The following is a 13,053-nucleotide window of genomic DNA, read 5'->3' as shown; positions in this document are numbered from 1 at the left end:
CACGCTCGCGAGGCACTGTGCGCAGCATGGTCTAACCTCAAGCGGGCGATGCGCATCCTAGACTTCCAGGAAACGATGAAAGCGACGCTGTCGATGGGAGACTGAGCCCTTCATTTGGCCAATGACGCACCTCATATCGTATCAATGCAACGAGAATTATGAATAGGATCAGCTTGTGAACCAGGACGAAAAATCGATCATCCCTGAAAGGACACATCGGCAGGTCGAAGAATTCGATCGTTACCAGAAGGACAGAATTCTTAATCTGATTTTGTTAAAGAATTACTGCATCGAGCGAGATAATGCCCTGAGGCATGCATACCAATCTCAGGGGACGGCTGCTTCATTTTTTACTGCGATCGCTGGGGCGGCTGATTGTCTGTTGTTCGCTCAAATCAACGAGGAGGCAACGGCTTGCCTCGCAGGGGGGGCGATTGGGGATCTTTTAAGGTCTGTAATGGACGACGCCAACAGTGCGGGTATCCCAGAGTCACAGCTCGAACATGCTTTTAAAGATATGGAGCACTTATTCCACGCTAGGGGGGAGTATGTGCGAGGAAGCCTCTACTTAGATTTCATTGTGGGTACATATTCTGCGCTCGAATTTTATATGGCGAAAATTTACGATCGCATTCGTCTTGAATACTCGTCTTCGAACCGCAAGCTTGAAAAATTAAAGAAGCTTATTGAAAAATACAATACGAGCGAAGGAGAAGATAAGCATCGACTTTTGCTCGATATCGCCGAATTGAACACCTACGTATCTGGGCGCGAGAAAATTGAATTCGTGTTGTCTAAGCTTCCAAAGGATGAGTCTCGGGACAGATCAAATTATCTGCCCACTGTATCGTTCTACTCTACCGCGCGAAATAGCGTACACAATCTGGGTTTTAGTAGCTCGTTATCCGAATCCACATATTCTATAAATGAAAGGGCGCTAATTCATAATCCTGGCGAAGCACTATTCACTGAAGATAGAAGTGACATAGTTCGCCTGTGTAAAAAATTGGTGGAGATTTATGATGATGTCGTCGCTGAGAATCTAGATTTGGAATCTGAGATCTTTTTAGACACGCGATCCCACTTCAGCACAGGTCACTCAGTGAGAATGGATTTTTGAACGTGCCTGAGTAGTGACGTGGTTGAGGCTGCCGTATTCTGCTTGGGTTCGAGCGCTAGCATCTGTGTGGGTCTGCTATCTGCCAAAAGTAGACCTAGCCGGCACACACCTATTACATGAAGCTCGAGTTGTGTATGAGATTTTCCTTATCCGTGCTGGATTGGATTTCTTTATCGCTCGGTCGCTAATATTGTGCAATGCTTTTAATCTTAAAAATCGACTTTAGTAAAAATTAGATCTTGAATTATGACAGAGCAAACAAACGACCGACTACATATGGCCGCCGCCGTCGAAGAAATGAGGAAAAGCGATACGTCCGTAAAGGTCGGTGTTGTAATCGTAGTTGATGACCGAATAGTTTCCAGTGCTTTTCGAACAAAGGGCGAGCATGCCGAACGAGCCGCGATCCGATTGGCCGGAAAGCGCCGCGCCAATCTGAAAAAAGCGGTCTTATACACTACTCTTGAACCTTGCGTGGACATACGGCCGGGGCAGCAGGTGGAATGCTGTGCGGATCTGATTGTTTCTTCAGGCATCAAAGAGGTAGTAATCGGCCGGTATGATCCTAATCCGAACATCTACCGCCAAGGCTGGAAACGCCTGAGAGACGGAGGCGTCTATTTGCGTGATTTCCCTCAAAATCTACGTGATGAGATCGACGAGATTAACAGCCACTTCATGGGCTTTTTCGAAAGGGGTGTGGGCCCTACCGGGGGAGCAAAGGTGGGGCATAAAGATACGGGTAAATTCCTAGTTAAATTTGCGGAGGACGACGACCGAACAATGGAAATCGCCTGGACGGTCGCCGGCATCAACGCGGCTTATGGCTATGCATCTCGCCCCGTCGAGGTTGCGATGGCCAGATTTGCAAAGGCGTTTGACGAAGTCGACGATCCCGCTGCCTACGAATTCCGTCATTCGGTTCGAATTGCAGTTGGGGAAATTGGTATATTCAAAGGGCCAGAAGGCTGTGTTCTCGTCAAGCCGAAACAGATCGAAAGTGGTCCTAACTACGGCAGCACTGACTATTTCGTTAGCTTCGACTATCAGGTGCGCATCACCAAACCTCGTTAAGTAGCGACAGTTCCATTAACGCAACTGTCGAAAACATTAAGCCGTCCCGAACGTCCGTTCCGGGTCGTCATCGGCCGGTCAGCAAGGACGACTCTCGGCTGTGCATTCAACCGGTCGTTGCAACACACTAGAGGCTGCGCAAGCAGAAGAGGTGTTGCAAATGAAGCAGAGACCTCGAATCTACTACACCGAAAGTCAGAAGCTCGTGATGTGGGAGCACTGGCGAAAGGGTGACTCGCTTCAGCAGATTGCTCAACTATTTGACCGAAATCATTCGTCAATTCAGAGGATTCTTGCTGAGACGGGCGGTATTCAACCCGCGCCGCGCTGTCGATCTTGCCTAGCGTTGTCCTTGGCAGAGCGGGAAGAAATTTCTCGGGGCTTGGTCCGCGGTCAATCGATTCGCTCCATCGCCATAGGGCTCAGGCGTGCGCCCTCAACCATCAGCAGAGAGATCAAGCGCAATGGAGGGCAGTCGGAGTACCCCGCCAGCCAGGCTGATCAAGCGACGTGGGACAGAGCGCGTCGCCCAAAGCCCTGCAAACTAGCAGACAATTGGCGTTTGGCGCAGTTAGTGGCGGAGAAGTTGGCTTTGCAATGGTCGCCAGAGCAAATCGCCGGTTGGCTGAAACGCGCCTACTGCGGGGACGAGGCCTGCCAAGTGTCGCACGAGACCATTTATCGGACACTCTTTATCCAAGCGCGCGGAGCCTTGAAAAAGGAGCTCGTAGCGCATCTTCGGCGTACCCGAGCCATGCGCCGATCTCGCCACCATACGCAAAAGACGGATGACCATGGGCGGATCGTGAATGCGATCTCGATAAGCGAGCGCCCGGCCTCAGCGGAGGATCGAGCCGTACCAGGCCATTGGGAAGGCGATCTGCTCTTCGGAAGTTGTAATAGTCAGATCGCCACGCTGGTCGAAAGGCAGACGCGCTACCTCATGCTGATCAAGGTGGCAGCGAAGGACACCGAAACGGTCGTCAATGCGCTGATCAGGCATGCTCGGAGATTGCCTCATGAGCTATACAAATCTCTGACGTGGGACCGAGGAAAGGAAATGGCTGCGCATAGCCGGTTCACTCTAGCCACAGATATACAAGTGTTCTTTTGCGATCCACAGAGTCCCTGGCAGCGTGGAACCAACGAAAACACCAATGGCCTCCTCAGGCAATATCTTCCCAAGGGCCTCGACCTCAGCGACTACTCGCAGAACAGACTAGATGCTATTGCTAGATGCTTGAACGAGCGTCCGCGAAAGACTCTGGGCTACGAAACGCCGGCCGAGCGATTTAACCAAGCTGTTGCAACGACCGGTTGAATGCACAGCCAAAAGCGGACGCTGGGAGCGTGCGGTCCATTAGGGTTACTTGAACGAACTGGACCGCAGGGAGACTTAACGGGTTGCGTCATTTTCGGGTCGGTCCGGTGCCTTACTGCGGAGTGGTGAGGCTTTATTCCTTCGGCTTGGCCGCCCCCTGGCCGCTATGCCCCACGCGCCAACGGATAGGTTACGCCGTAGAGAAGGGCTGAGACGGTCAGCTATTTCCGAAGACCAAGTCCTCCAGATCATCAATCAACAACGACTGCGCTTCGCGGCGGCAGAAGGACGCAGGCCGCGCTGGCAAAATTTGAGGGATCAACGTCTTTTACGCAGAGCACCAGTAGGGTGAAACTTCGACATTGCCTATGCGAAGGCTGGCGTCTATGTCAAAAAGAGAGCGATGTATGAATGATCTTTCAGGAAAGCGGGCGATCGTCACCGGCGGGGCCAGGGGGATCGGTGCGGCGATTGCGCGGGAGCTATCTGCTCGCGGCGCGGACGTCGTGATCACCTACAAGAGTGCCGCCGGGCAGGCCAACAGCCTAGCCGATGAGTTGACTGACGAGAGCCGACGTACCGTGGCCATTCAGGCCGATAGTGCCGATGCGCAAGCGGTCCGCTACTCTGTCGAAGAAGGCACCCGCCTGATGGGGGGACTAGACATACTCGTCAACAATGCGGGCATCCTGATTTCGAGCACTCTACAAACAATGGAGTTGGCTGATATCGACCGAATCCTAGCAGTCAACTTCCGTGCAGCCATCATCGCCTCGCAAACAGCGATACCACTGCTCTCGAACGGTGGGCGCATCGTGTCGATCGGGTCGTGTCTCGCGGAGCGAGTAGCCATCCCGAATGTGACCGTCTATTCGATGTCGAAATCGGCTCTGCTGTCTTTCACTCGCGGACTCTCGCGCGAGCTTGCGCCGAGGGACATTACCGTAAATCTTGTTCATCCAGGCCCCACTGACACCGATATGAACCCAGCCCAGGGCCCTGATGCCGACTACCTCCGATCACAAATAGCGCTTGGGCGATTCGGAAGCCCGACTGACGTCGCGAAAGCTGTGGCCTATCTTGCGGGCCCAGACGGACGCCACATCACAGGCACCGGCCTGGTCGTTGACGGCGGAATCAACGCCTGACGAGTTCAATCTTCATCGCTCATTCCAGGATAGTGCAGATGGCACCCTGCCAGTCTCAGCAAATACCGCGCCCCACATTGCTGCTAACCGGCGCGAGCCGTGGTATTGGGCATGCGACAGTGAAATTGTTTCACCACAGAGGGTGGCGTGTCTTGACGGTATCGCGGGAGAGCTTTTCGAGTGAATGCGCGTGGGTGGGCGGCGTGGACGACCACATTACCGCCGATCTGGCGAACCCGAGCTCGTATGAACTGATCGCGGCTGAAGTCCGTCGACGCCTGGGTGGCGCGAAACTGGCTGCGATTATCAACAATGCCGCGATTTCACCGAAACTGACGAACGGCGGCCGCAAGGGCGTCAGCATGACGGCATATGAAGAGTGGCTTTCGCTTTTCAACGTCAATTTTTTCTCCGCAGCGATGATCGTCCGTCTACTCCTGCCGGAACTCCGCATAGCGCAAGGCGCGATCGTCAACGTGACGTCGATAGCGGGTTCTCGCGTTCATCCCTTCGCAGGAGCGGCTTATGCGTGCTCTAAGGCGGCCCTCGCAGCGCTCACGCGCGAACAGGCTTTCGAGTTCGGTCCGATGGGAATCCGGGCCAATGCGATCGCGCCCGGCGAGATCGACACCTCCATCTTGTCTCCCGGCACCGAGGCCATGGTTAAGGCGAACGTGCCGATGGGCCGGCTTGGCGACGCAACAGAAATCGCAGGAGTGATGTTCTTCCTGTGTTCGAACCGAGCCTCGTATGTGAATGGCGCGGAAATCGACGTGAACGGAGGGCAGCACGTTTAATCGCCTGGCTGACCCGGGCCTTCCGCGGCAACAATCGCTGGGCGCCTACTGGGCATGCCAGTCCGGACGGTCGCCGAATTAAAGGATTGGCTCCACTCCCTGGTGGGCACCATAGTCAGGCAAGCGGAGACGCTTCCCGGGACGCCATGCGCCGGATGCTCTGCGGCGGATGGCCAAGCACGCGAATGAATGCCCGGCGCATTCTTTCGGGATCGGTGAAACCGATTTTGTGGGCGATGATTTCGATAGGCTCCGCGCCACGCTCGACGCGCTGCCTGGCCACCTCGACTCTCAGGCGCTCGACGGCCTTGGCCGGCGTCTCCCCCGTTTCGGCAAGAAAGGCGCGGCCGAACTGCCGGGGACTCAGGCAGGCCACGGAAGCTAGGAGCTCGGTCGACAATGATTCGTGCAAGTGTTCACGTATATAAGTAAGCACATTACGAATTCTGTCCGACTCGGGCTCCATATCGGCGATGGCCGAAAACTGGGATTGCCCGCCGGGCCGGCGATGGTAGACGACCAGCATCTGGGCGACCGCGTGAGACAAGTCGGCGCCATGATCCTCTTCGATCATTGCCAACGCCATGTCGATGCCAGTCGTGACGCCGGCCGACGTCCAGATGCCACCTTCTCGGGTGAAGATCCGATCGCCATCCACTTTCACCCGGGGGTACTCCCGTTGCAGACGGGCGGCGTATTTCCAGTGCGTCGTCGCGCACCGGCCGTCCAAGAGGCCGCTCGCAGCCAGAATGAAGGCCCCAGTGCATACGCTTGCGATGCGGCGAGCACCCTTGGCGACGACGTGGTTCAAGTAGTCGCAGGTTTCCGGCAATGCGTCATCGGGGTAGGCGCCAAGGCCGGCTCCCGCCACGATCACTGTGTCGTAGGCGGAAAATCCGGCCTTCCCCGTGGTGACTTCAAGGCCCGCCGAACTTTGAACGGGTCCTCCGGCCAGCGATATGACCTGGCATCCGTAAGCGTCGTCGCCCAGGAGCCTGCTGGCCACCTCGAACGCCGCCAGGGGCCCGGTCACGTCCTGGATCTGGAAGTCGCGGAATACGAGGAAAGCGACGTCCCGCGGAGCGGGACTCGCGCTTAATGATGTTGGGTTCATAACACTCTTGCACAACGCTCGGACACAGGCTCCACCGCATCCTGGCTGCCGGCCGGTGCGTGGACGAGATCTGATGGTACACACCCAGCATGGTGGCGGGTAAGACATATATACCTCAAAAACTGCCATGTCAGCACGACGAGGCACAGTCTGCCAGACGCAACGGCGAATCACGTGTTCCCGCCACTGAACGAAGAGGATTTCACCGTTATGGCGGGCGTTAACTGACGCTTCGCATCGTCCGAGCATCGAAAGGGTCAGAACCTCCAATCGGCACGCCATGACTCTAAAGGAGGGAACTTAGTCCTTTTGCCATTGGCTCCCCGGCCGGAGAATCTGCACACGTTGAAAGCCTGGGATAACCCGGATTCACATCGCCCGACGCGACACCCTCACGCGCCGGGCGGATTGTCTCGGGCCAACGAAAGCGTCTGTGCCAACGGATAGGCCGTAGAAGCATGGCCGACGTACACATGGCGCATTCGAGTCCTCTTACATAGCGATATCCAACATGAAGCATAGAGAGTCCAATCATGCGTGGAGTGCAGCCGCATGACCCGCCCACGCCTTCCCTCCCACACGGGAGCAAAACCGACCTTCCTGCGCGCGGCTCTGCTGGTCGCGGGGCTCACCACGGCAACCGCATGCGCATTGTTTCTCCTGCCCGGCAAGAAGTCACTGGCGGTCAGCACCGTCGAGCTTCCCACGGTTTCCGTCGCATTGCCGATGCAGCGCACGATTATTGAATGGGACGACTATGTCGGACGTTTCGAGGCGAGTCGCCGCGTGGAAGTTCGGCCCAGGGTGTCGGGCCAAATCGTAGGGGTGCATTTCAAGGACGGAGAAATCGTCCAGCAGGGCCAATTGCTTTTCTCCATCGACTCGCGCCCCTACCAGGCCGCCTACGCCGAGGCGCAAGCCGGCCTCGCGAGCGCCACCAGCGAGCTGGCGCTGGCACGCGTCGACCTAGCGCGAGCGCAGCGACTGGTGGGCGACAGCGCGATTTCAAAGAGCGACATCGATCAGTTGCAAGCGCGTGTGCGGGCAGGAACGGCAAACGTCGCCGGCGCGCAAGCCCGCGTCGCGCTGAAGTCGCTTGAGCTGGAATTCACGGAGGTACGCTCGCCCATGACGGGTAGGATCTCTGACCGACGCGTCGACCCCGGCAACCTGGTCATGAGCGGAGATGCCGGCAACGGCACCCGCCTAACCACCATCAACGCGCTGGATCCGATCTATTTCACATTCGACGCATCGGAAGCCTTGTACCTCAAAGCCATGCGCGCGCAGGAGCCAAGCGCGGCCCAAACCCAGGTCGAGGTACGCCTTCAGGATGAGCCTGACTACTCCTGGCGCGGAAAGCTCGACTTCACGGATAACGGGATTGATCCCCGCTCGGGGACCATACGGATGCGCGCCGTAATCGAGAACCCGAAATTGTTCCTGACACCGGGATTGTTCGGAAACATGAGGCTGGCAAGCGGATCCGGCGCGCCTGCCTTGTTAATCCCCGATTCCGCGGTCCAGATGGACCAGACGCGCAAGACGGTTCTCACCGTTTCCGCCGAAGGCACTGTGCTCGTCAGGGCCATCGAACTCGGCCCGCTCGTCGATGGGCTCCGGATCGTGCGTGCCGGCCTGGCCGCCGACGACCGAGTGATAGTCGGCGGGCAACAACACGTCATTCCAGGCGCGAAAGTACAAACGAAGCCAGAACCGGCGGCCTCCCCAAGCGGGATGGGGAACTCGAACCCTCTCATTTCCGGCAGCAAGCCCGCGTCCGCGTCGTAACGATGCGCCGGCGGCTGTCCTAAAGGAAAAAAACTCATGCGCCTGTCGCGCTTCTTCATTACGCGCCCGATATTCGCTGCGGTGCTGGCGATCGTAATCACGATTGTTGGTGCGATCTCGTATTTCGCACTTCCCGTTGCGCAGTACCCGGACATCATCCCTCCCACTGTCGTCGTTTCCGCGAGCTACCCCGGGGCGTCGGCGGAAACAGTCGCGGAAACCGTTGCCGCTCCTATCGAACAGGAAATCAATGGAGTAGAGAACATGCTTTACCAGTCCAGCCAATCCACGGCGGACGGAAAGGTGTCCATATCGATTACGTTCAAGGTCGGAACCGATCTAGACGCGGCCCAGATGCTTGTTCAGAACCGGGTGGCAGTGGCCGTGCCTCGCCTGCCGCAAGAGGTGCAGCGGCTGGGCGTCACCACCCGCAAGACTTCACCCAGTGCCCTGATGGCGATCAACCTGGTTTCTCCGGATGGCTCGCGGGACCAGGCCTATCTTTCAAACTATGCCCTCACGCAGCTGCGCGACAAGCTGAGCCGTATCGACGGAGTCGGCGAGGCTCGGATTTTCGGCAGCCGTGAAGTGGCCATGCGCGTGTGGATCGACCCCCGGCGCGCGGCCGAGCTTCAGTTGACGGCCGGCGAGATCGTCGCCGCCGTGCGGGCCCAAAATGTGCAGGTTGCCTCGGGAGCGCTAGGCCAGCCGCCCAACCCGAGTGCCGACGCCTTCCAGCTAAACGTTCGGACACAGGGCCGGTTGAGCGAGCCGGAGCAGTTCGCCGACATCGTCATCCGCACGGATCCCGCTGGCCGGCAGACTCGCGTTCGCGACGTCGCCCGCGTGGAGTTGGGCGCCGACGACTACGGAACCAATGCCTATTTGTCGGGCAAGCCGTCCATTATGATCGGCATTTTCCAACGGCCTGGTACCAACGCGCTTGAAACCGGCATCACCCTCGAACGCGAGATGCAGGTGGCGGCCAAGGCTTTTCCGCCCGGTCTTGAGTACCGGATCATGTGGAACTCAACGCGCTTCATCGCGCAGTCCACCGAAGCGGTCCGAGATACGCTTTTCGAAGCCGCGGCGCTCGTTGTGCTCGTCATCTTCATCTTCCTGCAGAACTGGCGTGCCGCCATCATCCCCGTCGTGGCGATTCCTATCTCGCTGGTGGGCACCTTCGCATTGCTAGCCATGTTTGGCTATAGCCTGAACAGCCTGTCGCTGTTCGGACTGGTCCTCGCCATCGGCATCGTGGTGGACGACGCCATCGTCGTAGTTGAAAACGTGGAAAGAAACCTCACGCTGGGCTTGAGTCCGCTGGAAGCGGCTCGCGTCTCGATGGACGAGGTTTCGGCGGCCCTGGTGGCCATCGTGCTAGTGCTTTGCGCGGTGTTCGTTCCCACGTTCTTTCTGACCGGCCTTTCCGGGGCGTTCTACAAGCAGTTTGCGCTCACCATCTCCGGCGCCACCGTCATTTCGCTCGTCTTGTCGTTGACGCTCTCGCCGGCCTTGGCCGCGTTGCTCCTGCGGGCGCACACGAAGGAAAAGAGCCGGCATCGCATCATCCGGCGCATCCAGCTTGCCGGCGATTGGTTCAATGAACGATTCGACCGGTTCAGCGCAAGCTACGGCCGATTGACTCAGTGGCTCGTGGCGCGCCCGAAGCGAGTCTTGATCAGCTACGGCGGGCTTGTGCTGGCGACCATAGGCATTTTCTGGGTAACGCCCACCGGCTTCATTCCCTCGCAAGACCAGAGCTATCTGATATCGATCACTCAACTACCGCCGGGGGCCTCGCTGGCGCGTACCGATGCCGTGGTGCAAGAGGTGTCCAAGCGCTTGCTGAAGGTCGAGGGGGTCCGTGGCACGATCATGCTGCCCGGCTATGACGCCGCGTCGAACACGAATTCGCCGAACACCGCCACCACCTTCATCCCGCTAAAGCCATTTGAAGAGCGGTCCCGCCCCGCCAGCGACATCCTCGATGAAGCACGCAAGGCCGTCGCGGACATCGATCAAGCGCGGGTTCTCATTATTCCCCCTCCGCTGATCGACGGCATCGGCTCGGCGGGCGGCTACCGGATGATGGTGCAGGATCGCGGCGGCCACGGCTACAAGCCGCTGGGGACGATTTCCGATCAGCTCATGGCCAAGGCGAACGGCACCGATGGGTTGTCGCAGGTCTACTCCTTCTTCAACACCTCCACCCCTCGCATCTTCGCCGACATCGACCGGCGAAAAGCCGAAATGCTGGGCGTTCCGCCAGATCGCGTCTTTGAAGCGCTACAGGTCTATCTGGGCTCGGCCTATGTGAACGACTTCAATCTTCTGGGACGCACGTTCCGGGTGATCGCGCAGGCCGAACAAGGCCAGCGCAACAGCGAATCCGACATCGCCAATCTGAAGACGCGATCCGACAGCGGCGCGATGGTGCCCATCGGCTCGGTCGCCACGTTCAAGAGTGAAACTGGCCCATTCCGGGTCGTGCGTTACAACCTGTTTCCTGCGGTCGAGGTGGACGGAGACACGGCGCCGGGTTCTTCCACGGGCAGGTCCCTGGCCACAATGGAACGCCTCGCCGATCAGACATTGCCCTCGGGATACGGCTATGAATGGACGGGCATCGCGTTCCAGCAAAAGGTCGCGGGCAACACTGCCGGCCTCGTCTTCGCGCTTGCGGTGGTGTTCGTGTTCCTGGTGTTGGCGGCACAATATGAAAGCCTCACCTTACCCATGGCAATCATCCTCATCGTCCCCATGTGCCTGCTCGCGGCAATGGTCGGCGTCAATCTTCGCGGGATGGACAACAACGTCCTGACGCAGATTGGACTCGTGGTGCTGATCGCCCTTGCCGCCAAGAACGCGATCCTGGTGGTCGAGTTCGCGAAACAGGCGGAAGAGGAAGACGGCCTGAGCCCCGCTGCCGCTGCAGTGCGCGCGGCGCAGACCCGCCTGCGTCCGATCTTAATGACGAGTTTCGCCTTCATTCTTGGAGCCGTGCCGATGCTCCTGGCCTCGGGCGCGGGTGCCGAATTGAGGCAGGCGTTGGGCACATCCGTTTTCTTCGGCATGGTGGGCGTCACCGTCTTCGGCCTGCTCTACACCCCCACGTTCTACGTCGTTTGCCGCAAGCTCGGAGATCGGCTGTCTCGGCATGCCGGCGCCCGCTCGCTGGAGCCGGTGCACGAACAATCAGGAAGCATCAAGTGATCCGATTGCACACCCTATCAATGTTAATTGCGCCGCTGCTCTTGAGCGCATGCGCGGTCGGCCCGGACTATGAAACGCCGTCGGTTCCGGTTTCATCGGCGGGGCCGTTCCTGTCCCGAAGCGAGGCGACAGCGCCCGCCCCCGTGTCCGCCGACTGGTGGAAGCTTTACCAGGACCCGGTGCTAGACAGGCTGGTACAGGAGGCGCTCGCCTCGAATACCGACGTGCGCGTGGCGGTCGCCCGGCTGGCCCGCGCGCGCGCCCAACTTCGCCAAACGTCCGCCGAACGGCTACCCAGTACCGAGATCGGCGCAAGCGTGAACCGCCAACGGCAATCCGCCATCCAGGCTTCGCCCGGCGTCGATCGCAAGAATACCGTCGTCGATGCGGGCTTGTCCGTGGCGTATGAGGTAGACCTCTTCGGCCGCGTGCGGCGGAACATTGAAGCCTCGCGGGGCGACTACCAAGCGGCGCAGGCCGAACTGGACGCCGTGCGGGTATCAATCGTCGCGGCGACAACCCGCGCGTATCTTGGCGCCGCGAGCGCCGCGCACCGTCTGGCCGTGGCGCGGCAGATCGTCGAATTGCTGGACCGCTCTGTCGGTGTGACGAGCAGCAGGGAGGACGCCGGCTTGACGAGTTCGCTCGACACCGCGCGTATCGCGGCGCTTCGGGACCAGCGACGTTCGGACATTCCCATGATTGTTGCCGAGCGCCAGGCCGAGCTGTACCGGCTTTCCCTGCTCACCGGCCGAGCGCCCAAGGACCTTCCGCCCGAGGCGGGTGCCCTCACGGCGCCGCCCACGATCTTGCAGCCCATCCCTATCGGCAACGGGATGGCCTTACTCGCGCGGCGTCCAGACGTGCGCGCTGCGGAGCGCCGACTAGCGGCGGAAACGGCCCGAATCGGTGTGGCGACAGCAGATCTGTATCCGAGCGTCTCCATCGGTGCATCGCTCGGCTCTACCGGGTTCCGCCTAGACGACTTTTTCGGCGGTGGGCCGCTACGCTGGGTGGCCGGGTCGCTCCTCTCCTGGTCATTTCCAAATCAGGAATCGATCCGCGCGCGTATAGATGGGGCTACAGCCGACGCCCAGGCCGCGTTGGCTGCGTTTGACGGGACGGTGCTACAGGCTTTGAGCGAAACGGAAAGCGCACTCTCGAACTACGCCCAAAGCCTGGACCGGCGCGTGGCACTGGCAGGAGCTAGGGACCGGGCGGAAAGCGTGGCGCGGATCGTCCGGGCGCAAGCGCGGGAGGGACGCGCCGACAGCCTGGCCCTGCTCGACGCGGAGCGCACCTACGCCGACGCGCAGGCGCAGCTTGCCGAGAGCGAATCGCGGGTCGTGAATGCTCAGGTGGACCTGTTCAAGGCGCTTGGAGGTGGCTGGGAATCGGCCCAAGCCGACCGCGTAGTTGCCAGGTAATTCCCCGTCTTCCGGATGAGTTCGAGGCGGATCGTTTCTGGATGG

The 13,053-nt window shown here is 59.2% G+C and carries 9 protein-coding genes; 8 read left to right on the top strand and 1 reads right to left on the bottom strand.

Annotated elements, in window-relative coordinates:
* Positions 1–175 precede the first annotated feature (175 nt).
* The 5 genes from K2W61_RS17705 to K2W61_RS17685 all read left to right on the top strand — a co-directional run bounded on the left by K2W61_RS17705 (position 176) and on the right by K2W61_RS17685 (position 5,460).
* Positions 176–1,120 carry a hypothetical protein gene (locus K2W61_RS17705; RefSeq protein WP_236756202.1) on the top strand — a complete coding sequence of 315 codons (945 nt, stop codon included), beginning with the start codon at positions 176–178 and terminating at the stop codon, positions 1,118–1,120.
* A 246-nt stretch (positions 1,121–1,366) separates the two neighbouring features.
* Positions 1,367–2,194: a deaminase gene (locus tag K2W61_RS17700; protein ID WP_336885396.1), complete on the top strand. Its 828-nt coding sequence runs from the start codon at positions 1,367–1,369 to the stop codon at positions 2,192–2,194.
* A 160-nt stretch (positions 2,195–2,354) separates the two neighbouring features.
* A complete protein-coding gene (locus K2W61_RS17695) occupies positions 2,355–3,515 on the top strand; it encodes an IS30 family transposase (RefSeq protein WP_236756200.1) in 1,161 nt (386 codons plus the stop codon).
* Between the two features lie 407 nt (positions 3,516–3,922).
* Positions 3,923–4,663 carry an SDR family NAD(P)-dependent oxidoreductase gene (locus tag K2W61_RS17690; protein ID WP_236756198.1) on the top strand — a complete coding sequence of 247 codons (741 nt, stop codon included), beginning with the start codon at positions 3,923–3,925 and terminating at the stop codon, positions 4,661–4,663.
* A gap of 38 nt (positions 4,664–4,701) precedes the next feature.
* Complete coding sequence (locus tag K2W61_RS17685) at positions 4,702–5,460, top strand: SDR family NAD(P)-dependent oxidoreductase (RefSeq protein ID WP_236756197.1); 759 nt, start codon at positions 4,702–4,704, stop codon at positions 5,458–5,460.
* Positions 5,461–5,575: 115 nt separating this feature from the next.
* Here K2W61_RS17685 and K2W61_RS17680 read toward each other — a convergent pair whose 3' ends face one another.
* Positions 5,576–6,574, bottom strand: coding sequence for a GlxA family transcriptional regulator (locus K2W61_RS17680; protein ID WP_236756196.1), 999 nt, complete (start codon positions 6,572–6,574; stop codon positions 5,576–5,578).
* A gap of 552 nt (positions 6,575–7,126) precedes the next feature.
* On the opposite strand from K2W61_RS17680, the gene K2W61_RS17675 reads away from it, so the two are divergent.
* From K2W61_RS17675 to K2W61_RS17665, 3 genes are read left to right on the top strand one after another with little or no spacing between them, the layout of a single operon-like run.
* Complete coding sequence (locus tag K2W61_RS17675; RefSeq protein WP_236756195.1) at positions 7,127–8,365, top strand: efflux RND transporter periplasmic adaptor subunit; 1,239 nt, start codon at positions 7,127–7,129, stop codon at positions 8,363–8,365.
* A gap of 36 nt (positions 8,366–8,401) precedes the next feature.
* Positions 8,402–11,581: an efflux RND transporter permease subunit gene (locus K2W61_RS17670; protein ID WP_236756194.1), complete on the top strand. Its 3,180-nt coding sequence runs from the start codon at positions 8,402–8,404 to the stop codon at positions 11,579–11,581.
* Entirely contained in the window at positions 11,578–13,008 is a 1,431-nt protein-coding gene (locus K2W61_RS17665; protein WP_236756193.1) for an efflux transporter outer membrane subunit, read from the top strand. Before K2W61_RS17670 ends, K2W61_RS17665 begins: the two co-directional genes overlap by 4 nt.
* The last annotated feature ends 45 nt before the right edge of the window (positions 13,009–13,053 follow it).

This window comes from Achromobacter pulmonis (assembly GCF_021733725.1).
Taxonomy (GTDB): Bacteria; Pseudomonadota; Gammaproteobacteria; order Burkholderiales; family Burkholderiaceae_B; genus Achromobacter; species Achromobacter pulmonis.
This window is presented reverse-complemented; position numbering and strand designations above follow the sequence as displayed.

Coding starts and splice junctions, on each gene's coding strand:
- K2W61_RS17700 (WP_336885396.1), top strand. CDS start 1,367: ATGACAGAGCAAACAAACGACCGACTACATATGGCCGCCGCCGTCGAA.
- K2W61_RS17695 (WP_236756200.1), top strand. CDS start 2,355: ATGAAGCAGAGACCTCGAATCTACTACACCGAAAGTCAGAAGCTCGTG.
- K2W61_RS17690 (WP_236756198.1), top strand. CDS start 3,923: ATGAATGATCTTTCAGGAAAGCGGGCGATCGTCACCGGCGGGGCCAGG.
- K2W61_RS17685 (WP_236756197.1), top strand. CDS start 4,702: ATGGCACCCTGCCAGTCTCAGCAAATACCGCGCCCCACATTGCTGCTA.
- K2W61_RS17680 (WP_236756196.1), bottom strand. CDS start 6,574: ATGAACCCAACATCATTAAGCGCGAGTCCCGCTCCGCGGGACGTCGCT.
- K2W61_RS17675 (WP_236756195.1), top strand. CDS start 7,127: ATGACCCGCCCACGCCTTCCCTCCCACACGGGAGCAAAACCGACCTTC.
- K2W61_RS17670 (WP_236756194.1), top strand. CDS start 8,402: ATGCGCCTGTCGCGCTTCTTCATTACGCGCCCGATATTCGCTGCGGTG.